This window comes from Streptomyces sp. NBC_00016 (genome assembly GCF_045040885.1).
In the GTDB taxonomy this organism is placed as follows: domain Bacteria; phylum Actinomycetota; class Actinomycetes; order Streptomycetales; family Streptomycetaceae; genus Streptomyces; species Streptomyces coriariae.
The window spans coordinates 1,184,895-1,209,231 of the sequence record NZ_CP108304.1 but is presented as its reverse complement, the minus strand read 5'-3'; the positions used below and the strand labels follow the sequence as shown (position 1 = coordinate 1,209,231).

Genomic DNA, 24,337 nt, shown 5'->3' with positions numbered 1-24,337 from the left:
GGCGAGGGGGAGTGGCATGGCGGAGAGTGGGCACGACGGGCGGCTCGCGGACGAGTTCTTCACGGCGGGCGGTTCGTCCTTCAGTGACTTCCTGGCGGTGCACCGCCCCGAACTGCTGCCGACGCGCAGCCCGTTCGCCGACGGCTTCCGCGCCGCCCCGGACAGCTTCCCGCACGGTACGACCGTGCTGGCCCTCGTCTACCGCGACGGTGTGCTGATCGCCGGCGACCGCCGGGCCACGATGGGCAACCTCATCGCGCAGCGCGACCTGGAGAAGGTGTATCCGGCGGACGACCACACCGCCGTCGCCTTCGCCGGCACCGTCGGACTCGCCGTGGACATGGTGAAGCTGTACCAGGTCGAGCTCACGCACTTCGAGAAGGTCGAGGGCGCCGCGATGACCCTCGGCGCGAAGGCACGCAGACTGGCCACGATGATCCGGCAGAACCTCGGCCAGGCCATGCAGGGCCTCGCCGTCGTCCCGCTCCTCGCGGGCTACGACACGGCGGCCGCCCCGGGCGCCAGGAGCCGCATCTTCAGCTTCGACGTGGCGGGCGGCCTGTACGAGAAGGCGCCCTTCCACGCCGAGGGCTCCGGATCGCCGTACGCGCGCGGGGCGTTGAAGAAGCTGTACCGCGCCGGCATGTCCCGGCGCGAGGCGGCGCTGGCCGCACTCCAGGCGCTGTACGACGCGGCCGACGACGACTCCGCGACCGGCGGCCCCGACATCGGCCGCCGTATCTTCCCGATCGTCTCGGTCATCACGGAGGAGGGCTTCGAGCGGCTGCCCGAGGCGGAGACGGAGCGACTCAGCCACGAGATGGTCGAGCAGCGCCGCGACAGGCCCGACGGCCCCCACGCCACCGAGCCGCGGCCGTAGGCGACGACGCCCGTGAGCCGGCCGGGCCCGCGCGGGTGACGGGCCCGCGCGCGGCCGGACTTCACTCGGGTTCCGGCAGGTTCATCGCGGCGAGCCTGACCGGATCGACCGTGATCGCGATGCCGGTGATCCGACCGTCGGCGACGGTGAAGGCCATGACCGACAGCGCAGAGCCGTCCTCGCGCCAGGACACGAGCCCGGGAAGCCCGCCGACGAGCACCGCTCGCCCCCGCGCGGCCGCACCGGCGGACAGTTGGGCGCCGGCGGCGACCTGGGTGGCGCCGAGGGTGACGATCACGCCGTCGGGGGTGTCGACAACCAGTCTCACCTCGGGGTCGAGTACGCGCAGCAGTCCTTCGAAGTCGCCGTGGCGGGCCGCCGTCAGGAAGGCGTGGACGACCTCTCGCCGCTCCCGTCCGACGACCGCCGGACGCTCGGTGCCCTGCACCTTTCTGCGGGCGCGGCTGGCGAGCATCTTGCTCGCGGCGGTGGACTTGCCGAGGATCCGGCCGATCTCGTCGAACGGCACCGCGAACAGGTCGTGCAGCACGAACGCCAGCCGTTCGCTCGGTCCGAGCGACTCGAGGACGACGAGGAGCGCGAGGCCGACGGAGTCGGCGAGCACCGCGTCGTCCTCCGGCGCCGGTCCGTCGGCGACCGTCGCCACCGTGAGCTCGGGCAGCCCGTCGTCATAGGACGCCTCGGGGCGGGCCTGGCGCGAGCGCAGGACGTCGAGGCTGATCCGGCCGACCACCGTGGTCAGCCAGCCGGCGAGGTTGTGGATGGTCGCCGGGTCCTGGCGGGAGAACCGCAGCCAGGCCTCCTGGACCACGTCGTCCGCGTCGGCGTGCGAGCCGAGCATGCGGTGGGCGACCGCGCGCAGTCGGTCGCGCTGGGCCTCGAACGCGTCGGCCGCCGGGTCCGTCGGGCTGGTGTCGGACATGTTGTTACCTTCCCTGGCTCTGCTCCGTCATGGGGATGACGGGCCCGGAGGGGCACAGGTAACCGATGAAGGAGCAAGACGATGGAAGCACGCATGAAGGGCCCGGCGAATGCCGACGTGATCACCGCGATCCAGCACCTCGTCAAGGCGGTTCACGCAGGGGGTGTCGACCCGCGCCTGCTCGAACTGGTCCACCTGCGGGCCAGCCAGATCAACGGATGCAGTCCGTGCGTGTTCGCCGGTGTCGAGGCGGCGAAGAAGCACGGAGAGACCGACCAGCGGCTGCACAGCGTGGTCACCTGGCGCGAGACACCCTTCTTCACCGACGAGGAGCGGGCGGCACTCGCGCTGACCGAGGCCGCGACCCGGATCCAGGACGGAGCGGCGGGCGTGACCGACGAGATCTGGGACGCCGTCGCCGACCACTTCGGCGAGGAGCAGTTGGCCGCGATCATCCTGGAGATCGCGATGACCAACTTCTTCAACCGGATCAACCACACGATCCGGGAGCAGGCCGGCAAGACCTGGTGAGTCGGGGGCGGGGTGGCGAGCCTGCCCCGTCGGACCGGCTCGCCGACCCGGCCACCGAGGGCCGCGAACCCGCCGGTCACCGCGCGCCGAGTTCCCGGGGGCCGTACGGCGGGCGAGTCCCCGGTCTCCGGTCTCAGTCGCGTACGCCCCACTCCTTGCGCCGTCTGGCGATCTGCTGGACCGGGTCGCCGGTGTACGACCAGGGCGTGCGGGTCGCCCGAGGGCCGAGGATCCGCAGCAGCGGCGTCGCCACGTCCGCGGTGCCCGCCGAACACGCCGCGTGGGCCAGGTAGTTGAAGTCGCGCAGCTCGCCCGGGGCGACGGTGTCGTCCTTGCGGCCCATGATCCAGCGTTCCCAGGTGCGGCGGACGTCGCTGACGGCGCCGTCGTTGTTCCAGTGCTGGCCGAGCCCCACCGCGGTGGAGCGGTCCTGCGTGGTGTCGAGGGCGTGGCGGAACTCCTCGACGCGCGCGTACTGCACCAGCACCGGCAGCGGACAGCCCGGCGGGGCCGCGCCGGCCGCGTCGCGGGCGAAGTCGTACATCAGCCCGTGCGAGCCGTGCCAGCGGGCGGAGTAGTAGTGCAGCACCTGGAGGTGGCCCTCCATGCTGTACGGATCCCGCTGGTGCAACTCGTCCCACCAGCGGGCCAGTTCCTGTCGGCGCACCCCGGCCGGATAGAGACGGGCGACCGAGATCAGCGAGGTCCACGGCGTCGGGTCGTCCAGGTACGCCTCGGCGGCGGACAGGCACGACAGCACCGCGGCGTCGACCCGGGTCTGGTCGATCGGCACGCCACGGCCCGCGGTGATCGCCAGGTTGAACGCCCGGGCCGTCTCCGTGGCCGCCCGCAGCACCAGCGCGTCGGCGCTGTGCGGCTCGGCGGCCAGCCAGGTCTCCACCGTCGAACTGCCGGCGCAGGCCTGCGCCAGCAGCCGCACCCGGTGGCCGCGGGCGAGCCAGGCGGGGCCGGTGGCGCGCAGCAGGTCCCGCAGGCCCTGCCAGCGGCCGATGACGATGTCGTGCCGGGTGGAGGAGAGGGGTGCGTCCCCGCAGTCGGGGTCGAAATCGGGAGCGAAGCGGTCGCGCGCCATCGGGGCCCCTCTCAGAAGTCGGTGGAGAGACCCTCGTGGCCGGCGGCGTGCGTCGCCGGGCGACCCTCGGGCACGTAGTCGGCCTCGACGGTGCGCGAGGCGTCCAGCCGGGCGGGCCGGTAGTAGTCGCTGCCCTGCCGCCAGTACCAGAGCATCGGCACCAGACCCACGGCGAGCCCGCCGATGCCGATGGCGACCGCCGCGGGGGCCAGCTCACCGAGCGACTCCACGAAGATCCAGAACATGAACGCGGCGCCGAACAGCGGCCACAGCCCGCCGAGGAGGAAGTCGGCAGGGGACTTCAGCAGCGTCTTGCGGTACGCGACGACCGCCGCCAGGCCCGCGAGCCCGTAGTAGACGGCGATCTGGAGTCCGATCGCCGAGATGGCGTCGGCGAGGATGTCGCCCACCGAGCCCAGCGCGTTGGAGGCGACGAACAGCACCAGCGCCACCCCGCCCACCACCGCGATCGCCACCCAGGGCGTGTTCCAGGTGCGGTGCACCCGGCCCAGCGCGGACGGCAACGTACGGTCCCGGCCCATCGCGAACAGCGAGCGCGTCACCTGGATCAGGGTCGTCTCCAGGGTGGCGACGGTGGACAGCAGCACGGCCACGACCAGCACCTTGCCGCCCCAGCCCGGCCACACCTCCTCGCCCAGCGCCGCCAGCACGTTGGCCCCGTTGTTCTCGATCTGCTGCGAGCTGAGGATGATGTTGACCGCGATGGTGAAGACCTCGAAGAGGAGAAAGACGATGCCCACCCCGATCAGCCCCGCCAGGCCCGTCGTACGGCGGCTGTCGCGGGTCTCCTCGCTGAGGTTGCTGGTCACGTCCCAGCCCCAGTAGTAGAAGGCCGCGACCAGCGCCCCCGAGGCGAAGCCGGACACCCCGTCGAAGTGGCTGAATCCGAGCCAGGACCAGTCGAACGGCAGCGAGTTGTCCGTGTGGAAGACGGCGAGCACCGCGAACAGCGCCAGAATCGCCAGCTCCACACCCGACATGATCAACTGTGCGCGCACGGTGAGCCGGGCCCCGCCCAGCACCACCGCCAGCATCACCAGGAACCAGGCCGCTCCGACGACGGTCGACAGTGCCGTGTTGTCGGCGAGGCCCTCGTCGAACAGGGCCAGCGTCATCGACCCGGCCGGCAGCGATCCCGCCACCATGAAGATGGTCGCCGAGATCACCAGCGCCCAGCCGCTGATGAAGCCCAGGAAGGGGTGCAGCGTGCGCCCCACCCAGGAGTAACTGGCGCCCGCGTTGACGTCGATCCGGCTGAGTCGGCTGAAGGCCAGCGCGATGCCCAGCATCGGTATCGCGCAGTACAGCAGCGCCGCCGGTCCGGCCAGGCCCACGGCGCCGGCCAGGACGGCCGTGGTGGCGGCGATGGAGTAGGCCGGCGCGCTGCCGGCGACCGCCATCACCACCGTGTCGAAGGTGCCCAGGACATTCGCCTGGAGGCCTCTTCCGGTGCTGTTGCTCATGGTTGCGCTGCTTTCCGTCGTGCACGCCGCCCGAGCGGGGAGGACCCGGCGGCGTATGGGGGGTGAGGGATGGAGCGCCGCCGCGCGTCGAGAGGGATGACCTCGGGAAACGTCGGCGGAGAAAGCGCGGAGGGGTACCGTGCCAGCACTGCGTCGGCGGACGGTCACACCGAGTGTGCGAGTGACTATAGCCCTAACGATTGAGCTTTCAAGATTGACGGATAAGTAATGTCCACGGCCGCCCGTGCAGGTGGCATGTGCCGCGATTGGAGCGGCCCGCACGGGAAACGCGGACGGGGAGACCACAGACCCCGACGGCGAAGGAGCAACCCATGGGTACGGAGTCCGAGGCGATGGGCGACGACGTCTACCAGCCCACCGGAACGAACGAGGAACAGCAGGACGCCGCCCCGCTCGACCTCCAGGACGCCATCGGCGAACGCACCTACGACGACACCCTCGACGAGGGCTGGTCCCCGCCCGAGAAGCCGCTCGGCGTGACCAAGTACGGCACCACCGCGGCCGAACAGCACGAGGGCGAGAACCTCGACCAGCGCCTCGCCCAGGAGGTCCCGGACGTCTCGGAACCGGCCGGCGACGGCATCGGCGACCTCCCCGACGGCGAGGGCGAACCCGTCGACGCCGAGGCCGGTGACCGGCGCGCCGGCCGGCTGGTCGCCCCCGACGAGGGCGCCCACCCCGACGCCGTCAAGGAGGAGATCGCCCAGGACGTGGGCATCGACGGCGGGGCCGCGGGTGCCGAGGAGGCCGCCGTCCACATCGTCGAGGAACGAGCGGAGTGAGCGGCCCCCTCGCCCCCCTCAGTCGCCGATGCGGTCCAACTGCCGCAGCCGGTTGGTGGCGTCGAGGGCGGCGACCTTGTACGACTCCGCCAGCGTCGGGTAGTTGAACACCGCGTCGACCAGGTAGTCGACGGTCCCGCCGCAGCCCATCACCGACTGCCCGATGTGGATCAGCTCGGTCGCTCCGGTGCCGAAGCAGTGCACCCCGAGCAGCGTCCGGTCCCCGGGCGAGACCAGCAGCTTCAGCATGCCGTGGGCGTCGCCGATGATCTGCCCGCGGGCCAGTTCGCGGTAGCGGGCTATGCCCACCTCGAACGGCACGCTGTCCTCGGTGAGCTGGTCCTCCGTCCGCCCCACGAAGCTGATCTCCGGGATCGTGTAGATGCCGATCGGCTGGAGGTGGTGCATCTGCCCGACGGGCTCGCCGCACGCGTGGTAGGCGGCCGCCCGGCCCTGCTCCATCGCCGTCGCCGCGAGCGCCGGGAAGCCGATGACATCGCCCACCGCGTAGATGTGCGGGACCGGCGTGCGGTAGTGCTCGTCGACCTCGATCCGGCCGCGCCGGTCGGCCGCCAGACCGGCCTTGTCCAGATCCAGTTCGTCGGTCAGGCCCTGTCGGCCCGCCGAGTACATCACCGCGTCCGCGGGGATCTTCTTGCCGCTCTCCAGCACGGTCAGCGCACCCCGCGCATGCCGTTCCACGGCGGCGACGGTCTCCCCGAACCGGAAGGTCACCGCCAGGTCCCGCAGGTGGTACTTGAGCGACTCGATGACCTCGACGTCGCACATGTCGAGCATCCCGGCCCGCTTCTCCACCACCGTGACCTTGCTGCCGAGCGCGGCGAACATGGACGCGTACTCCATGCCGATCACACCGGCACCGACGATCACCATGGACTGCGGAACCCGCTCGATCGTCAGCACGTTGTCGGAGTCGAGGATGGTCCGCCCGTCGAACTCCACGCTGTCCGGCCGGGCCGGGCGCGTCCCGGTGGCGATCACGATGTGCTCCGCGCTGATCAGCCGCTCCTGCCCGGTGATCTCGCGCAGCGCGACGGTGTGGGCGTCGACGAACCGGCCGGTGCCGGCGAACAGGGCGACGTGGTTGCGGGACAACTGACTGCGGATGACATCGATCTCACGCCCGACCACATGCTCGGTACGGGCGGTCAGGTCGGCGACGGTGATGTTCTCCTTGAGGCGGTAGCTCTGTCCGTACAGGTCCCGCTGGGTCAGACCGGTGAGATACAGCACCGCCTCGCGCAGCGTCTTGGAGGGAATGGTGCCGGTGTGGAGGGAGACCCCGCCGACCATGTCGGGGCGGTCTACGACGGCGACCCGGCGGCCCAGTTTGGCCGCGGCGATGGCGGCCTTCTGACCGCCGGGACCTGATCCGAGGACGAGCATGTCGAAGTCGGGCACGTTCCGGAGTCTGGCAGCCGCAGGGCCCGCCGCGAAAGGGCGGGCCCCGATTGCCCCGGATTACTAGGGCAGCAGCTTCTCGATCGCGCTGGGTCCCTCCTCGGCGAGCTTGCGCCGTGCCCACTCGAGATTGCGCGGGGTGATGTCCCGGCCGGTGGCGAGGACCATGTCCTCCGGCGACACCTCCGTGCCGGTACGCGTGTGGAGCAGGTTGTCCGGGGTGGCGCGCTCCGGGGAGGGCCGGGAGCCGCCTGGCTGTGACGTCGGCATGATGTCTGCTCCTCGCGTCCGAAGGGAGGCTTCGGCCCGGTGCGGTCATCGGGTCCACTAACACCATTCATCCTGGAGCCGCACCCTGCAATCCCGATCAGCTCCGACTCGAGATGCCGGGAAGATCCACCGGGCGTCTAATGGGCTCCATGGCACCCACCAACGCCGGGAACCCGCACCGCGGGGGACTGCGCAGGCTCGGCGCCTGGTGCGCCCGTCACTTCCTGATCGTCATCATCGCGTGGCTCGTGGCCGTCGTCGCCCTCCAGGTGGTCAGCCGCTCCGTCGGCGGGACCTACGAGGACAATTTCCAACTGCCGGGCGTGCAGTCCACGGACGGCCTGGACGTGCTCAAGGAGCACGACCCGCAGGCCGGTGGCTACAGCAGCCAGATCGTCCTGCACGACGACCAGGCCGTGAGCACCCTGAGCTCACAGCTGTCCACGGCCGTCGGCGACCTCCAGAAGCTCCCCCATGTGCTCACGGCCGTGAACCCGCTCTCCGTGACGTCGTCGAAGGTCGGCCCGGTGTCGAGCGACGGCAGGACCGCCTATGTCACCGTCCGCTTCGACGTGCAGCCCTCCACCCTCGGCGACGACTATCTGGACGGCGTCGACAAGGCCGTCCAGCCGCTGCGGGCGGCCGGCGCCGACGTCGAGTACGGCGGTTCGCTCGGCGAGCTCGCCCGGCCCGCAGCGAACGACCGGATCAGCGAGCTGATCGGCTTCGCGGTCGCCATCGTCGTCCTGCTCGTCGGCTTCGGCAGCGTCATCGCCGCCGGACTGCCCCTGGTCACCGCCCTGATCAGTGTGGTCGGCGGACTCGCCTGTCTCGGGCTGCTGGCCGCCGCCTTCACCTTCGCCACCGTCTCGCCGACCCTCGCCACCATGATCGGACTGGGCGTCGGCATCGACTACGCCCTCTTCCTGACCACCCGGCACCGGCAGAACCTGTTGGACGGCGCGGATCCCGCCGAGGCCGCCGGACACGCCAACGCCACCAGCGGCCGCGCCGTGCTCGTGTCCGGCACCACCGTGATCATCGCGCTCTTCGGTCTGTACGCGTCCGGGGTGTCCTTCATCGGCAAACTCGGACTCGCCGCCGCCATCACCGTCGTCTCCGCCGTCGTCGGCGCCCTCACCCTGGTGCCGGCCCTCCTCGGGCTCATCGGCAGACACATCGACCGCTACCACGTCCGCAAGCCGGTCGCCGAGACCGACGCCGAACCGGGCGCCACCCCGCACGGCACCTGGCACCGCTACGCCAAGCGCGTCGAGCGCCGGCCCTGGCAGTACCTCGGCGCCGGTGTCGCCGTCATCGCGATCCTCGCGATCCCGGTCTTCTCCATCCAGCTCGGCCACATCGGAGACGGCGCCGACCCGACCTCCTTCACCGACCGGCGGGCCTACGACCTGATGACCGACGCCTTCGGGCCCGGCTCCAACGGACCCCTCACCGTCGTCATCGACCAGACGTCCGTCCCGTCCGACAAGCGCTCCGACCTCTCCTCCCAGGCACAGAAGACACTGGGCGCGGTCCCCGGCGCCGCCACGGTCACCCCGCTGACCCCCACCAGCGACGGCGACGTGCTGCTCGCGACCGTCTACTCCAAGCAGGCCCCGCAGGACGCGAGCACCACCGAGCTGACGAACCGGCTCGTCGACGACACCCTCCCCGACGCGGTCTCCGGCTACGACGCCAAGGGCTATGTCACCGGCACCACGGCCGCCCAGGTCGACTTCCGGGACATCGTCGCCAGCCGGCTGCCCCTGATCATCGGCGTGGTCGTCCTCCTCGCCTTCCTGATCATCCTCGCCGTGTTCCGCGGGCTCCTCGTCGCGGTCAAGGCCGCCGTCCTCAACGTCCTGTCGATCACCGCCTCGTACGGCGTCGTCGTCGCCGTCTTCCAGTGGGGCTGGGGCGGGCCCGCGCTGGGCGTGCACGGCGACGTGCCCATCGAGAGCTATGTGCCGATGATGATGTTCGCGATCATCTTCGGCCTCAGCATGGACTACGAGATCTTCCTGCTGTCCCGGGTGCACGAGGCCTGGCTGCGCACTGGCGACGCCAAGGACTCCGTCGCCCACGCCCTGGAGATCACCGCCCGGGTCATCACCTGCGCGGCCCTGATCATGGTGAGCGTGTTCTCGGCGTTCATCATCAGCGACAACATCGTCGTCAAGATGCTGGGCCTCGGCCTCGCCGTCAGCGTGCTGATCGACGCCACCGTGGTACGGCTGCTGATGGTGCCCGCCGTCATGACCCTGCTGGGGGCGCGCGCCTGGTGGACCCCGCACTGGCTGGACCGGATCCTGCCGCACATCGACGCCGAGGGCGACGCGGAGACCCTCAGTGGTCCGCCCGGTGGTCCGCCCGACCCGCCGGCTCGAGAACGAGCATCGTGACGTCGTCGCGGACGGCGGGGCAGTGGCCCAGGACGTCCGTCCACACCCGCTCGGCCGTCGTCGCCGGGTCGGCGCCGGCGGCGAGGGCGGGCAGCCGGTCGAGCAGGGGGTAGAAGACTCCGGCGGCGTCCCTGGCCTCCGAGACGCCGTCGGAGGCCAGGAAGAGGCGGTCGCCGGGGCGCAGCGGCAGTACGTGGGCGGTGAGCGGGGCGCCCTCCGGGAGACCGAGCCCCAGCGGCGTCCACGGGACGACGTCCAGTTCCGTGGCCGTGCCCTCGCGCAGCAGCACCGGCGGAGGATGCCCGCAGACGACCACGCTCACGGCGTCCGCGTCCGGCGTGAACTCCAGCAGGACCGCCGTCGCGAACAGTTCGGCGTGCGTCACCCGCGCCGAGTCCACCGTCAGCCGCCGGTCCAGCCGGGCGGCGACCCGCGCCAGGTCCGGCTGGTCGAGCACCGCCTCCCGGAACGCCCCCAGGAGCGAGGCCACCGTCGCCACCGCCGCCAGCCCGTGCCCCTGGACGTCGCCGAGCACCGCCCGCACCCCGTGGTCGCTCGCCCGGACGTCGAAGAAGTCACCGCCGACCAGGGTCCCGCGCTGTGCCGCCCGGTACAGACCCGCGCAGCGCAGCGGACCCACCCGCTCGGGGACCGGCGGCACGAGGGCGTTCTGCGCGGCCTCGGCGATCGTGCGCTCGGTGTCCAGCTGGGCGTCCCGGCGGCGGCGGACGAACGCCACGAACACACTCAGCACCGCGACGAAGCACACCGTCAGCACATCGGTCTGGCCCGGCTGGTCGAGCTGGAACGCGGGCAGGTTGAGCATCACGACCACGGCCGCGCCGAGCAGCGCGGTCGCCGCCGGACCGTACGACAGCACCGCCAGCGGCGGAATCGCGCCCAGCATGAACCCGATGTCCAGCGGCTCGGGGCTGGTCAGGGTGGCGACGCAGACGCCCGCGATCAGGAGGAGCGGCAGCGCCCGTACCCAGCGAGGGGGCGGCGCGCCGCGCAGCCAGCCCCGGCGGTCCCCGTCGAGTCGTCCCACACCCCCACGCTCCACCGTGGCCGCGACGGGCGCACGCCGAAAAACCCGTGGACGCGATCGAGAGCGGCCCCCTAATGTGTGATCGCACGCCCGGACACCCACGGAAGGAGGCGAGCGCCATGCGAACCGCATTCATCCCGCGCTCCCACTCCGTGACCCCGGCGTGCCGCGTCTGACCCTCGTCCGACGCCCCGGGAGCGCACCACGCCGTACGCGACCCGGAGGAATCCGTGACCGATCTGGTCATCCGCGCTCTCGACGAGAGCGACGTCCATCTGTTCGACACCCTGCCCGACCCGCTGCGCGCCGTCGACGCCTTCGGCAGGATCACCTACCGGCCCGACTGGAAGCGCGTCGCCCTGCGGGACGGCCGGGTCGTCGCCCGCGCCGTCTGGTGGGGCGGACCCGAGGACACCGAACCGCTCGTGGTGGAGTGGTTCGACTTCGCCGACGGCGAGGAGGAGGCCGCGGCCGAACTCCTGCGCACCGCCCCCTGGCAGGTCGGCCTGGAACTCGTCATGCCCGGCGGCTGGCGCGACGACCCCGCCATGCGGGCCGCCGCCGAGGCCCGGCACCGCGCCGCCCGCGCGGCCGGCCACACCCCGCTGGTGGAACGCTTCGTGTACCGCTGGACCCCGGAGTGCGGGCTGCCCGACCGTCCCGGCCGCCTGAGCTTCGCCCCCGAACCGGACGACGCGGTGTTCTTCGACGCGCTGCGCCGCATCCACTCCGCCACCCTCGACGCCCACGCCCGCAAGGCCATCGGGGAAGGCGGCCTCGACCGGGCCGCCCAGGAGGAGATCGACTTCTTCCGCTGGTGCCCGTCGCCGCGCGAGTGGTGGCAGGTGGCCCGCACCCCGCGGGGAGAACTGGCCGGCATCCACATCCCGGCCCACAACCCCTCGGGACCCTGCGTCGGTTTCATCGGCGTGCTCCCGGACCACCGGGGTCACGGCTACGCCTACGACCTGCTCGCCGAGTGCACCCACTATCTCGTCGAGCGGGGTGCCGAGTTCATCGCCGCCGCCACCGACCAGGGGAACTTCCCGATGGCGGCGCACTTCGCCAAGGCCGGCTATCCGATCGTGCGGGAGCGGGTGAACTTCGAGATCGGGTGATCTTCGAGATCGGGTGAACGGCCCGCGGGCCCGGGGAGGGCGGTGCGTCAGTGCGCTCCGTCCTCCAGCAGCGCCTCGACGTCGGCCAGGATCTCCGTGACGCGCAGGCCGAACGCGGCGTCGCAGGCGTGGGGGCGGCCGTCCCGGGCCGACACGAGCAGTTCGTCGGCGGCCCGGGTGAGGGCGCCGGCGGCGTCGCCGCCGCCCTGAGGGAGCCGCGTCACCCCGGCCGTGCCGCGCAGCTCCACGCCCGAGCCCGTCGCCGCGGGCGGGGCCGTCAGACTGAGCGTCAGCGTGCCGGAGGCACCGTCCACATGGTCCAGGACCACGTGGACGGTGTCCCGGGGACCACGGGCCGCGGCCGTCACCCGGCGGACGTCTCCCAGGACCGGCAGCAGCACGGACAGCGCGTGCGGACCCACGTCCCACAGGGCACCCTTCTCACCGCGCCAGGGCGTGGCGAAGGGGTGGTCGCCCGTACCGTGGAACACGTCGCCCAGCCACTCGGCGTGTCCCGTGAACCATCCCCCGGTCTCCGCCTGTTCGGCGATCCAGGCACCCGCCTCGGGCACGAACCGGGTGGTGAAGAAGACGACCGAGGCGACCCCGGCCTCCTGCGCGGCCCGGACCACGGCCCGCGCTCCCGGCACCGTCGCGGCTCCGGGCTTGTCGAGCAGGAGATGACAGCCGGCCCCGGCGGCCCGCACCGCGAGCCGCGCCTGGACGTCCGGCGGCAGCGCGACGGCCACCGCGTCCACGTCCGTGAGCAGGGCGTCCACGTCGTCGTAGGCCCGTGTCCCGTGCCGGTCGGCGAGTTCCTTCGCCGCCTCCGGGCGACGGCCCCAGACGCCGACGAAGTCGAGCGCTTCGTGCGCTTGGAGGACGGGGGCGTGGACCATCTGTGCCCAGGGGCCGGTGCCGAGCAGACCGATGCGCATACCGCTGACTCTCCCTGATGCCGACCGACGTGACGGGTGGTGACGGGTGGCGTCCCGCCGGGACGCCGACTCCGACCGCGAGCCTCGCACACCGCCGTCGCCCGGCACACCCCCGGGCGGTGCTCCCGGCCGTCAGGCCGCCCGGGCCCTTGCCGGGCGGGAGTCGTCCGCCACCGGAGCGGCGGCGGAGGTGCCCCGGACCAGGCGCAGATGCCGCCTGCGCCCGGCATGGCGTCGCTTGTCCCGGACCGGCGAGAGCAGGCGGTCCTCGACCCGGTCCATGACCGCCATCAGGACGGACAGCAGCGGCAGCAGCAGCACGGCGACCCAGAGCACGGTTCTCTCCTCGGCAGGCGACGCCATGCCGGGTGCTCAGAATCGGGCCGCTGATGCCTGCCGTGCGCGAATCAGGTGCGAGGCGGCGCGGCGAAGCCCGTCAACAGGGCGTCCGCCTGGGCCAGCCCGCTCTCCGCGGAGATCTCCCGCACCGTCTGCGCGGACCGGATCGTGGCGAACGTGACCCGGCCCTCCGCGAGCCGATAGCCGTACACGGCTGGCCTCGGCAGGCTGTTGTACGACCAGTGCGCCGAGAAGTAGTACCCGCCCGTGTCGTGCAGCACCACCAGGTCCCCCTCGGAGAGGGCGGGCAGCGGCCGGTCGTGCGCCACGACGTCCCCGGCGAAGCAGAGCGGCCCGGCGACGTCCTGCCGGACGAGCGGCGTGCGCTTGGGCGTGCCGTCCGGGCCGTACGCGGACACCCGCAGCGGCCAGTCGTCCGGCATGAAGACGGTGCGGGTGGCGACCTGCCCGCCGGCGTGGGTGAGCGCGACCCGGCGCCCACCGGCGTCCTTGACGTACTCGACCTGGGCCGCTGTGAAGCCGTTCTTCGCGATCAGAGAGCGGCCGAACTCGGTGACCACCTGATAGCGGCCGTCCAGCAGCGCCGGCTCGGCGGCGGTGAGCGCGGCCACGTATTCCGTGTAGGTGGGCGTGACCGTGTCGTCGGCGAAGTTCACCGGCAGCCCGCCGCCCAGGTCGAGGCTGGTCACCTGACGGCGGCCGACGTACGCGTTGATCTCCTCGGCGAGCCGGTGCGTCTGCGCGAGCCCCTCCGCGATCAGCGGCAGGGGGCAGCCCTGCGAGCCCACGTGCGCGTGCAGCCGGGTCAGCCACGGCCGCCGCGCGAAGGCCTCCACGACGCGGCTGCGGGCCCCCGGATCACGCAGGGCCACCCCGAACTTGGAGTGCGCGGTCGCCGTGCTCATCGCGCCGATCGACCCGCCCCCGACCTGCGGGTTCACCCGCACTCCGAGCACCGACGCGCAGTCCTCGGGGCGCAGCGCGTCGATCCGGTCCAGCTCGTCGAGGTTGTCCGCGTTGAGCGCGACGCCCAGGGCGAGGGCCTCCCGGATCTCCCGGCGGGTCTTCGCCGGCGAGTCCAGCACGATGCGCGCCGGATCGAACCCCGCGTCCAGCGCCAGTCGCAGCTCGCCGGGGCTCGCCACCTCGCAGCCCATGCCGGCGTCGGCGAGCAGCCGCAGCACGGGCACCAGGGAACAGGCCTTGGCGGCGAAGGTGTGCAGGACGTCCGGCACCTGCGCGAACGCCTCGTGCAGGCCGGCGACGCTGTCGCGCACGCCCCGCACGTCGACGAACCCGGCCAGCGGCCGGTCCTCGCCGAGGAGCCCGTCCGCGACGGCCTGCCGGACGGCGAGGGCGACGGGAGAGTCGTCGGTCGGCTGATCGGTCGGCTGGTCGGCTCGCCGGCCGGTCCGCTGGTTCTCGGTGGGGAGCAGCACGTGCTCGTCTCCTTCGGGCGAGGAAGGGTGTCACGCGGTCGGGTGACACTTCCAGATTCCTCCCGTACCGGCCGCACGTCTTTGGGGAGCGGGCCAAAGACAAGCGGAACCTTTGTGTCATCGGACAGACGGCATCCGACACGCGGGCGCTCAGGATCCCTCGGGCGGGACCAGCCGGGCCGCGAGGGTCAGCAGCAGCCGGGTGTCGGGATCGTCGAGGTCCACGCCGTACCGCTGCCGGACCCGGCCCAGCCGGTAACGGAGCGTGTTGGCGTGCACGACCAGGCGTCGCGCCGCCTCGGGGACGTCGCCCCCGGCGTCGAAGTACGCCGCCAGCGTCCGTACCAGCTCGCCGCCCGCCGCGAGGTCCGTGCGGATCAGGTCGTGGACCGGCCCGCTGCCCGACTCCCACACCGGACGCGCCGCGTCCAGGATCCGCAGCACCTCCAGCGCCGCGCCCGCACCGGCCGCGTCGGCATACCGCGGGGGCCGGGGCCGCCCGGCGGCCGACGCCCTGGCCTCCCGCTCCCGCAGCGCCCGGACGACGAGCCCGGCCCGCCCGTACGACAGGTCGGCCCGCTCCGGGGTGACGACCGGGCCGACGCCCAGCCACACCGCCGGCGCACCCGGCAACGACGAGACGACCGCGTCCAGTTCGCGCACGACGCCGAGCACGGCTCCCGCATGGTCCGCCGCGGCGGCATCCCCGGTGAGGAACAGCGCGAGGCGGTCGCCGCCCCGCAGGATCCCGGTGCCGGGCCGGTGCGCGGAGATCTCCAGGGCGAGGACGTCCAGGGCCCGGTCGTCGGCCCGCGCGTCCGGCCGCCGCTCGGCCACCACCACCGCGCACGGCGCGTCCGGGGACAGCCCCAGCGACCAGGCGTGCGTACGCCGGTCCCCGAGGCCGTGCAGCAGACCGCGCAGCGCGGCCTCCCGGCGGTGGGCCGTACCGCTCTCGCTCAGCCGCTCGCGCACCAGCAGCGGAGCGGCGAGCCCGGCGGCCGTACGCAGATGGCGGGCGGCGTCCGGGGCCAGTGCGGCGCCGTCCGCGGCGGCCCAGATCGAGCCGAGCACCTCCCGCCCGCTGCGCACGGCGACGACCAGCCGCTCCGGGTTGTCGCCGTCGGCGGGCCGGTGGATGACGTCCTCGGAGGTCCACAGGGCGCGCAACAGACCGCTGCGCCGCAGCTCGGCGACCCGCCAGTCGGGCACCCGGCCGCCGAGGATGACGGTCCGGCGCAGGGGGTCGGCGCCGGGGCCGGTGGCGGAGTGGGCCAGGACCCGCAACCGGGTGTCCTCGATGGTGATCGACCCCTTCACGTCCGCCGCGACCCGCGCCGCCAGGACCGCGAGGGAGGGCGCCGTCTCCGGGCCCCGGAGCGCCCCGGCGTCGTCGGCCCGACCGGCCCGGACGTAGGAGAGCGCCGACCGCAACAGCGCGGCGGCCTCGGCCCAGCCGGTGCCCTCGGCACGGGCGAGCAGGGCGACGCCGGTCTCCCGGGCCGCCTCCACGGCACCGGTGACCCCCGAACCGATGACCTCCTGGCCCGTGACCTCCTCGCCGGTGTCGCCCAGCACGACGGCACAGGCACCCCGCCGGGCGGCCTCGCGCACGGTCCCGCCGTCCGGGGCGGCGCCCACGGCCAGCAGCAGGACGCCGCCGGCCGCCGGATGTCCCGGTCCTGGACCCGGATCTGGACCCGGATCTGGACCCGGCTCAGGTCCCGGTCCAGATGCCGATCCAGGACCAGGACCAGGACCAGGTCCCGGTCCAGAGACCGATCTCGATCCCGATTCCGGACCTGGGTTCGATCCGGGTCCCGGTCCGGGTCCCGATCCCGATTCCGGACCTGGGTTCGATCCGGGTCCCGGTCCGGGTCCCGGTCCCGGTCCCGGTCCGGGTCCCGGTCCGGGTCCCGGCCCCGGGCTCGGCTCCGGGCTCAGCCCCGACTCCGGCTCCGGCCTCGGCCCCGGGCTCAGCCTCAGCTCCGGCCCCGGGCTCAGCCCTGGCTCCGGCTTCGGCTCCGGCTTCGGCTCCGGCCTCGGCTCCGGTCCCTGACCCCGTCTGAGGGCGTCCGTCTCGTCGAGGCCGTGTGGGAGTGGGAGATCGAGGTCGCCGTGGCCTACCGGATCGTCGAGGTCGTCCAGGCCGACGGCGATCCGCCGGACGACGGTGTCGGGCGCGGCGGGCGCGTACAGCAGCCGCACCGCGTTGCCGTCCTCGAAGGCCAGCAGGGACCGCAGCGTCGCGGCGGCCTCTCGCAGGGCCGGAGCCTCCTCGTTCATCGTCCGACGCTCCCGCCCTCGTCCCTACGACGCACCCCGTGTGCTCCCCGCCGACGATAGGCGGCCCGGCCGGCGACGCGGGCCGCACCGGGGCGCCGTCTCCCCGGTCTCCTCCGGTGGAAAGCCACGAGACCGGTGACATCGCCGATCCCCACGCCCCGGTCCCGCGCCGACAGTGGCACCGCCATCCCAGCGGCGGCGCCCCCGCGGCCCGCCCGACCGAGAGGACGACTCCTCGTGCAGGATCACATGCGCACCGGTGCGGCCCACCGCGCCTCCACCGGCTCCCCCCACCGCAGGTCCGGACAGCTCGCCCGGCTCGCGACGGCGGTCGCCGCCGTCGTCGGCCTCACCACGCTCAGCGGCCCCGGCGCGCAGGCGGCGGACAACCCCTACGAGCGGGGCCCGGCGCCGACCACCGCGAGCATCGAGGCGGCACGCGGCCCCTACGCGGTCTCCCAGACCACCGTCTCCTCGCTCGCCGTGACCGGCTTCGGCGGCGGCACGATCTACTACCCGACCAGTACCAGCGACGGCACCTTCGGCGCGATCGCCGTCTCGCCCGGCTACACCGCCACCCAGTCCTCCATCGCCTGGCTGGGCCCGCGGCTGGCGTCCCAGGGCTTCGTCGTCTTCACCATCGACACCCTCACCACGCTGGACCAGCCCGACTCCCGCGGCCGTCAGCTGCTCGCCGCCCTGGACCACCTCACGCAGGTCAGCTCCGTGCGTACCCGCGTCGACAGCAGCCGGCTCGGCGTCATGGGCCACTCGATGGGCGGCGGCGGCAGCCTGGAGGCCGCCAAGGCGCGGCCCTCGCTCCAGGCGGCGATCCCGCTCACGCCCTGGAACCTCGACAAGTCCTGGCCCGAGGTCGGCACCCCCACGCTGATCGTCGGCGCCGACGGCGACACGATCGCCCCCGTCGCCAGCCACGCCGAGCCGTTCTACTCCAGCCTGCCGTCCTCCCTGGACCGCGCCTATCTGGAGCTGAACAACGCCACCCACTTCACCCCGAACTCGTCGAACACGACGATCGCGAAGTACGGCATCTCGTGGCTGAAGCGCTTCGTCGACAACGACACGCGCTACGAGCAGTTCCTGTGCCCGCTCCCGCAGCCGAGCACGACGATCGACGAGTACCGGGGCAACTGCCCGCACACGTCCTGAGCCAGGGTGAGGAGAACGGGGTCGCTGTCGCCGTCGCCGTCGCTGTGCCCGTGCACGCGGCGCGGCGGCGGCCGTTGGGACCCGGCACAAGGTGTGCCGGGCCCGTCGCACACGAACCCACTGGTGACAGGCCCCGAACGGCCCGTATCGGCGTCGTCGCCCGCGCGGTCGCACGGCTTCCACCGCCCGTTACCCGTACGTAACGTCACGGGAATGACCGGACAGACGACCGCCGCCGACGGCGGTGTGCGGGTGGTGACCGGTGAACCCGGTTGCGGCCGTACGGCGTTCCTGGCCCGCGTCGCCCGCTCGTGCCCGGCCGCGTCCGTGGTCGACGTCCGGGCCGACCGGGTGGCGTCGGCCGTACCCCTCGGGGGTCTGCGCGCGCTGCTGCGCGCCCTCGGCGCACCGGTGGGCCCGTGGTCCGCCACGGGGCAGCCCTGCGCCGCGCTCCTCGACGCCTTGCGGGCCGCCTCCGCCGGCAGGCCGATGCTGCTGTGCGTCGACGACGCGCATCTGTGGGACGTCCCCACCAGGGCCGCGGTGGGGCGCGCCGCCGAGCAGTTGCGCGGGAACGACCGGGTGGGCGTGCTGCTGAGTGTGTCGGGACACCGCCCGGTCGACCGGGAGTTCGCCGCGCTGCCGGTGGTCCGCGTCGACCCGCTCTCCCCGGTGGAGGCGGCCGCGCTCCTGGACGAGGCGACGGGCGGGGCCCTCGACCGGGCCGTGCGTGACGACCTGGTGGACGCGGCCGAGGGCAGTCCGGCCCTGCTGCTGGGCATGGTCCGGCGGCTGTCGCCCGCCCAGATCCGCGGTCACCGCAGACTGCCGGGCCCGCCGGCCGACGCCGAGCTCCTGACCGGCCTGGCCGGCGGCTTCCTGGCCGGGTTCACGCCCGCGCAGGAGGACCTGCTGCTGACGGTCGCGGCGGCCGTACGGGACGCGGACGACACGGAGGACTCCTGGATCGGCCTGGCACTCGCCCGGCGGGCAGCGGAGCACCTGCGGGCGACGCGTCCCGGCGCGGAGGCCGTCCCTCCCTCCGATCCGCTTCCCGAGGTGCTCGTCCTGGCCGACGGCGAGGTCGGGTTCCACAGCGATCTGCTGCGCCGCGCGGTGTACGCGGGGGCGCGGCCCGAGCGGCGCCGTGCCGCGCACCGCGCGCTGGCCCGGGCCCTGGAGGAGTCGGGGGCCGCGAGGCTGCACGCCCTGCTGCACCGGGCCCGGTCCGCCACCGTGCCCCGCCGTGGGACGGCGACCGAACTGGCCGTGGCGGCCGGCGACCGGACGCATCCCCGGAGCCTGCGGTGCGCGGCGTACGCCCACGCCGCCGCACTGGCCGAGGACGGCACGCGGCGTGCGGAGTGGTACACGGCCGCGGCCGAGCAGGCCCTGCTCGGCGGCCGCACGCACCGGGCCCTGCGGTTGCTCGACAGGGCCCGGGACAGCGCGGCGCCCACGGCGCTGCGCGGCCGCGTCGAACTGGTCCGCGGCACCACGGTCCTGTACGACGGCCCGGTCGACGAGGCCCGCGCGTCCCTGCTCCTGGCGGCCCGCCTGCTGACCGAGTCGTCCCCACGGCAAGCCCAATCGGCCCTCCTGGCCGCAGTGGACGCCGCCTGGGCGGCAGGCGACGCCCAGGGCTGCCTGCACCTGCTGAGCACCGGTGCCGACGCCCCGGATGCCGCCTCGGGGCGCCCGCACGTACTGCTCGACGCAGAGAACGGCCTCCCGGATCCCGACGCGTGTCCAGGCCCCCGGCCCCGGCCCATCGGTGGCCGGCCAGCGGACCGGGCGGGGCGCCCGGGTGATGCCCCGGGCCGCCTGTTGGTGCCGGGCGGTGGGGACGACCTTGCGGATTTCGACGCGTGTCCCGGCCCCCGGCCGTTCGAGGACCGGCCGGCGGGCCGGGCGGGGTGGCTGGGCGACGCGGCGGGCAGGCCGCACCTGCTGGGTGGCGAGGACGGTGGCCCGGGCACCGGCCCACTGTCCGGCGTCCGGCCGTCCCGGAACCTTTCGGTGGTCCGGTCCGAGTCTCCGGGCGATCCGGCGTACAACGGTGTGCAGGTCCGCGCAGGCGGCAGTGCCGCGCTGCGTGGCTATCGCACCGGCCTCCGGGCCCTGCTCGAAGGGCAGTTCGCGCAGGCGGCGGGGCCGCTGCGGCGGCTGGTGGTGGACGCGGAGGCTGCGGGTGACGCGGCCGGCGCCGACGAGCCGGACACGGCGTTGCGCGCGGCCGCCGCCGCCCTGTTGCTGGGCGACCTGGCGGCCGCCCGCCGCGCCGGGGCGCGGGCCCTGGCCGCCGCCCGTACTCCCGGGACCGCCGCGGCCCTCGCGCGGGCCCGGGAGTACCTTGCCTACGCCGAGCTGCGCGCCGGACGGCACACGCTGGCCAGGACCCACGCGGAGGAGGGGCTGCGGGCCGCGCACCGCACGGGGCAGCGCAACACGGCCGCCCACCACCACGCGGTGCTCGCCCTCGCCGCGTCGATCGAGGGCGCTCCGCAGGAGGTCGCCGCCCATGTGGACACCGCGCTGGCCACCGCCCGCCGGCACGGCCTGGTCCAGGCCGCGACGCTGGCGGAGTGGGCGGCGGCCCGCGCCGACCTCGCCCGCGGGCGCCCCCGGGAGGCCGCGGACCGGCTCGGTCCCCTCGTGCGCCCGGGGCCGCGCAGGGGGCACTTCGCGGTGTGGATGCTCGCCGTGCCCTGCTTCGTGGAGGCCGCCGCCTCGACCGGACGGGCCGACGACGGGGTCGCCGAGGTCGTCGAGGAGTTCGCCCGGTGGGCCGGATTCGGCGCCGACCCGCAGGCTCCCGCCCAGCTGACGCGCTGCCGTGCGCTGCTGGCTCCGGCCGACCGGCCCGACGCCCTGTTCCGCCGCGCGCTGGACCTGCACGACGTGGCCGCCGGCGGCGACTTCGAACGTGCCCGCACCGAACTGCTGCACGGCAAGTGGTTGCGCAGGCGCCGCCGGCTGAGCGAGGCCCGCGACCGTCTCGGCGCCGCCCTGGTCGGGTTCGAACGCTGTGGCGCGCGCGCCTGGGCGGACCAGGCCCGCGCCGAACTGCGGGCGGGTGGCGTGGCACCGGGAGGCGGCGTGAGAGCGATGGGGCCGGGCCTGGGGCTGGACGGACTGACACCACAGCAGCTGCGGATCGCCCGGTGCGTCGCCGAGGGCGCCACCAACCGGGAGGTGGCGCTGACCCTCTCGGTCAGCACCCGAACCGTCGACTACCACCTGCGCAAGGTCTTCGCGGCGCTGGGCGTCCGCTCCCGCGTCGAACTGGTGCGCATGGTCGAGAAGGCCGGACAGGAGGGTTGACCGGAGAGAAACAAATGGTGCACACCCCTAGGGACCGACCGGACGGTATGCCATCCTTCGTGGCAGGACGAGTCGGACGGCTGGACACTGCCTTGGGGGAGGACCGCGATGCATCAGGCCCTACGGTCACGGACCGTCTTCCGCCCCGCGGCTGGCGCACCGGCGGCCCCCGGCCCCCGGCCGCATCCCCAGCATGTCCGGTCGCTGATCGACGCCGACGCCCTCCGGGTCCTGCACCGTGCCGCCCGGGTGCTGCTGGCGGACCTGCCCGACCTCACCGACCGGCTGGTGGCCGCGCTCCAGGACCAGGAGCCCGCCTACCGCGCGGCCGTGACGAGCGATCCCGCCGCCATCTGGCAGGAGGTGCACCGCTCGCTGCGGCACAGCGTGGCCTCGCTGATCGACCCGCGCGGCAGCCGGGACGCGGCCCGCCGTTGCTCGTGGAAGATCGGCGCCACCCGCGCGGAGCAGGGCCTGCCGCTGGACGCCCTGCTGCACGCGTTCCGGCTGGGCGGGTCCCTGGTGTGGCAGGGCCTCATCGAGGAGACCTGCCGCACGGCTCCCGAGGACGTGCGGCTGCTCGTGCACATCGCCGCCGACGTGTGGAACTTCGTCGACGAGCACTGCACCCTCGTCGCGGACGCCTACCGGCAGGTCGAGCGGCAGCTCGCCTGGCGGCGCGAGAACCGGCTGCGGGTGCTGGCCGGCGCCCTGCTCGACGGCGCCAGTCGGATCGCGGACCTGCCGGAGACCGCCCAGGCGCTGGACCTCCCCGAAGAGGGCCGGTACGTCGTCGTGGCGGTCACGGCCGGCTGTCCTTCCGACGCCGCCGGCGCGCGGGCCGCCCACGGCCGGGGCAGGCGCGTGTACTGGCACACGGGGGTGGAGGTGGACTACGGCATCGTCCTCCTGGGCGAGAACGAGAGCGAGATCGAGGGCGGAAGCGAGGTCGGGAGCGGGAGCGGGAGGGGGAGCGGGAGGGGGAGCGGGAGGGGGAGTGCGAGTGGGAGTCGGGACGTCGGCACACCGGGGCCGACGTCGGCCGTCCCGCCGGCCTCCGGCAGTGCGCGGACCGGGGTGAGCACGGCGGTGTCGGGGCTGGCCGCGGTCGGGGACGCCCGCCGCCTCGCCGACATCGCGCTGGACATGTGCCCGCGGACCGGCGGCACGATCCGGCTGACCGAGCACCTTCCGGCCGCGCTGGTGGTCTCGACCCCCGACCTGGGTGCGGCGCTGGTCGAGCGGGTGCTCGGCCCGCTGAGCGGTCTGGAACCCGCCGACGAGGCCGTCCTGCTCGACACCCTGGCCACCTGGCTGGCCTGCGACGGCTCCGCCCAGCGGGCGGGGGAGCGGCTGTACTGCCACCGCAACACCGTCCTCAACCGACTGCGCCGCTACGAGCAGTTGACGGGCCGTTCCCTGTCCCGGCCGGCCGACCTGGTGGAGATCAGCCTCGCCCTGACGGCACGGGGCCTGCGCACCCGCTGAACGCCCGCCGTCGGCGTTATGGAACGACAAACACCTTTTGGCCGGAGTTCCCGAACAGTCGCCTATGGCGCCGCGCGTGAAAGTCGTCCGCCTTGTGAGATGGGGATGCATTCATTGCGCACGAATGTGCGAGGATCATTTTCAGTCATGCTCGGCGGACCATCTTCTTCACACTTCTGACACAAATTTCACGCTTTCACTAGGTGAGTTATAGTCACCGTCCAAGCATCAACTATTTGGGGGGCGCTCGGACCAGGTGGGGGCTTGGTTCGGTCGACGTGTGCTTGGCATCGTCTGCGCACCCCCGCAGCAGTCCCGTGGGGGTTGGGTAAGTGGAACATTGGCTGGATGACGCCCAACCTGAAGGGTCGGACGATACATCCGGGCTCGACGGCGCCGCCGCGTTCGCCGGGCGCAGGACCGGCCTTCAGGCGAGGACGCCAAGAGCCGGGAGCTTCTGGGAGACCGCGGAGGAACCCGGTTCCGCGCGCACCGAGGCGACGGCCCCCCTGCCCGGCGGCACCGCGGTGTACCCCGCCTTCGCGGACACCTTCACGGACGCCTTCACGGACGCTGCCCCGGCCGAGCCCCTCCACGACGCGGACGAACTGACGGTGCAGCTCGCGGGCATCGACCCGGCGTCCACGGCAGGTGCCTCCGGCGGTCGGCTCGAGTCCCACGGCGCCCCCGGTGTCCCCGGCACCCCTGTCTTCGTCGACGAGTCGGGCCGCCGCAGCCGCCGGCTGCGCCGACTCGGCGTGGCCGTCGGCATCGCCTGCTCCGTGTACGCCCTCGTCATCGTCGCCACCCTCGTCTCGGGCAACTCCAGCGCACCCTGGCTGCCCCTGCCGGGACAGGGCGACGACACGCCCGCCGGGAAGGTCGAGACCTCGTCGGTGCCGTCGGTCTCGGAGAGCCCCTCGGGCTCGGACCGCGCCGCTCCGAACGCGGGCGCGTCGGATTCCGTCCCGACGGCATCCTCCCTGGGGGGCGCCACCAACGTGCCCGGTGCCAGCGCGAGCCCCGGCGGGACCGAGGCGTCCGCGCTGCCCGAGGCGTCCACCGGGACGACGACCGTGCACCCCACCGCCACGGCGAGCGCGTCCGGTCCGGCCGCGTCGGAGTCCGCCGCCGCCTCGCCCGAGGCGAGCCAGCCCGACAGCGGCGCGAGCCCCTCGCCGAGCGCCGTCGACGACACCGGGGGAACCGGCGAGATCGTCGGCGAGGCGAACTCCGTGTCCGCCGCCGGCTGACGCCGCTTCCGCCCGGCTCCCGCTCGGCCCCGCCCGGCTCCCGCTCGGCCCCGCTCGGCCCCGCTCAGCTTCCGCTCAGTCC

20 protein-coding genes are annotated in these 24,337 nt (G+C 73.7%); 10 read left to right on the top strand and 10 right to left on the bottom strand.

Translation table 11 applies throughout. From position 1 onward, the window contains the following. The first annotated feature begins 16 nt into the window (after window positions 1-16). Entirely contained in the window at window positions 17-880 is an 864-nt protein-coding gene (gene prcB, locus OG933_RS05450) for a proteasome subunit beta (RefSeq protein WP_405625673.1), read from the top strand. A 61-nt stretch (window positions 881-941) separates the two neighbouring features. Here the strand turns inward: prcB and OG933_RS05445 are convergent, their stop codons facing one another. Beyond that, window positions 942-1,823 carry a sigma-70 family RNA polymerase sigma factor gene (locus OG933_RS05445; RefSeq protein WP_405625672.1) on the bottom strand — a complete coding sequence of 294 codons (882 nt, stop codon included), beginning with the start codon at window positions 1,821-1,823 and terminating at the stop codon, window positions 942-944. A gap of 81 nt (window positions 1,824-1,904) precedes the next feature. Here OG933_RS05445 and OG933_RS05440 point away from each other — a divergent pair, with 81 nt between their 5' ends. Beyond that, window positions 1,905-2,354, top strand: coding sequence for a carboxymuconolactone decarboxylase family protein (locus OG933_RS05440; protein ID WP_362519839.1), 450 nt, complete (start codon window positions 1,905-1,907; stop codon window positions 2,352-2,354). Between the two features lie 133 nt (window positions 2,355-2,487). Here OG933_RS05440 and OG933_RS05435 read toward each other — a convergent pair whose 3' ends face one another. Together OG933_RS05435 and OG933_RS05430 are read right to left on the bottom strand one after the other, a co-directional pair. Then, window positions 2,488-3,447 (bottom strand): hypothetical protein, encoded by a 960-nt coding sequence (locus OG933_RS05435; protein WP_362519842.1) that lies wholly within the window; start codon window positions 3,445-3,447, stop codon window positions 2,488-2,490. Between the two features lie 11 nt (window positions 3,448-3,458). Further along, a complete protein-coding gene (locus tag OG933_RS05430; protein ID WP_362519846.1) occupies window positions 3,459-4,931 on the bottom strand; it encodes an APC family permease in 1,473 nt (490 codons plus the stop codon). A gap of 332 nt (window positions 4,932-5,263) precedes the next feature. Here OG933_RS05430 and OG933_RS05425 point away from each other — a divergent pair, with 332 nt between their 5' ends. After that, window positions 5,264-5,734: a DUF5709 domain-containing protein gene (locus tag OG933_RS05425; protein ID WP_362519849.1), complete on the top strand. Its 471-nt coding sequence runs from the start codon at window positions 5,264-5,266 to the stop codon at window positions 5,732-5,734. A gap of 18 nt (window positions 5,735-5,752) precedes the next feature. Here OG933_RS05425 and sthA read toward each other — a convergent pair whose 3' ends face one another. Together sthA and OG933_RS05415 are read right to left on the bottom strand one after the other, a co-directional pair. Continuing rightward, window positions 5,753-7,156 (bottom strand): Si-specific NAD(P)(+) transhydrogenase, encoded by a 1,404-nt coding sequence (gene sthA / locus OG933_RS05420; protein WP_142267514.1) that lies wholly within the window; start codon window positions 7,154-7,156, stop codon window positions 5,753-5,755. 63 nt (window positions 7,157-7,219) lie between these two features. Continuing rightward, window positions 7,220-7,426 (bottom strand): hypothetical protein, encoded by a 207-nt coding sequence (locus OG933_RS05415; protein ID WP_020129064.1) that lies wholly within the window; start codon window positions 7,424-7,426, stop codon window positions 7,220-7,222. Between the two features lie 140 nt (window positions 7,427-7,566). Between OG933_RS05415 and OG933_RS05410 the strand changes: the two genes are divergently transcribed. Then, window positions 7,567-9,831, top strand: coding sequence for an MMPL family transporter (locus OG933_RS05410; protein ID WP_362519852.1), 2,265 nt, complete (start codon window positions 7,567-7,569; stop codon window positions 9,829-9,831). Here OG933_RS05410 and OG933_RS05405 read toward each other — a convergent pair. After that, entirely contained in the window at window positions 9,776-10,879 is a 1,104-nt protein-coding gene (locus tag OG933_RS05405) for a PP2C family protein-serine/threonine phosphatase (RefSeq protein ID WP_362519854.1), read from the bottom strand. The genes OG933_RS05410 and OG933_RS05405 overlap by 56 nt on opposite strands. A gap of 230 nt (window positions 10,880-11,109) precedes the next feature. Here OG933_RS05405 and OG933_RS05400 point away from each other — a divergent pair, with 230 nt between their 5' ends. Then, window positions 11,110-11,997, top strand: a complete 888-nt coding sequence (locus OG933_RS05400) for a GNAT family N-acetyltransferase (RefSeq protein WP_362519857.1) — start codon at window positions 11,110-11,112, stop codon at window positions 11,995-11,997. 47 nt (window positions 11,998-12,044) lie between these two features. Here OG933_RS05400 and OG933_RS05395 read toward each other — a convergent pair whose 3' ends face one another. The 4 genes from OG933_RS05395 to OG933_RS05380 form a co-directional block, all read right to left on the bottom strand. Beyond that, a complete protein-coding gene (locus OG933_RS05395; RefSeq protein WP_405625671.1) occupies window positions 12,045-12,935 on the bottom strand; it encodes a Gfo/Idh/MocA family protein in 891 nt (296 codons plus the stop codon). Between the two features lie 132 nt (window positions 12,936-13,067). Next, a complete protein-coding gene (locus tag OG933_RS05390; RefSeq protein ID WP_405625670.1) occupies window positions 13,068-13,271 on the bottom strand; it encodes a hypothetical protein in 204 nt (67 codons plus the stop codon). Window positions 13,272-13,342: 71 nt separating this feature from the next. Then, a complete protein-coding gene (locus tag OG933_RS05385) occupies window positions 13,343-14,734 on the bottom strand; it encodes a diaminopimelate decarboxylase (RefSeq protein ID WP_405625668.1) in 1,392 nt (463 codons plus the stop codon). Window positions 14,735-14,884: 150 nt separating this feature from the next. Beyond that, window positions 14,885-16,375, bottom strand: a complete 1,491-nt coding sequence (locus OG933_RS05380; RefSeq protein ID WP_405625667.1) for a PucR family transcriptional regulator — start codon at window positions 16,373-16,375, stop codon at window positions 14,885-14,887. Between the two features lie 450 nt (window positions 16,376-16,825). Here OG933_RS05380 and OG933_RS05375 point away from each other — a divergent pair, with 450 nt between their 5' ends. The 5 genes from OG933_RS05375 (at window position 16,826) to OG933_RS05355 (ending at window position 24,255) form a co-directional block, all read left to right on the top strand. Then, on the top strand, window positions 16,826-17,080 hold the full coding sequence (locus tag OG933_RS05375; RefSeq protein WP_405625666.1) for a hypothetical protein: 255 nt from the start codon (window positions 16,826-16,828) through the stop codon (window positions 17,078-17,080). 189 nt (window positions 17,081-17,269) lie between these two features. After that, a complete protein-coding gene (locus OG933_RS05370) occupies window positions 17,270-18,190 on the top strand; it encodes an alpha/beta hydrolase (protein ID WP_405633242.1) in 921 nt (306 codons plus the stop codon). A gap of 213 nt (window positions 18,191-18,403) precedes the next feature. Continuing rightward, the gene (locus OG933_RS05365; RefSeq protein WP_405625664.1) at window positions 18,404-21,514 is read left to right on the top strand and encodes a LuxR C-terminal-related transcriptional regulator; all 3,111 of its coding nucleotides are present in this window, start codon (window positions 18,404-18,406) and stop codon (window positions 21,512-21,514) included. A 108-nt stretch (window positions 21,515-21,622) separates the two neighbouring features. Next, a complete protein-coding gene (locus tag OG933_RS05360) occupies window positions 21,623-23,002 on the top strand; it encodes a PucR family transcriptional regulator (protein WP_405625663.1) in 1,380 nt (459 codons plus the stop codon). A 332-nt stretch (window positions 23,003-23,334) separates the two neighbouring features. After that, the gene (locus tag OG933_RS05355; protein WP_405625662.1) at window positions 23,335-24,255 is read left to right on the top strand and encodes a hypothetical protein; all 921 of its coding nucleotides are present in this window, start codon (window positions 23,335-23,337) and stop codon (window positions 24,253-24,255) included. Window positions 24,256-24,337 lie beyond the last annotated feature (82 nt).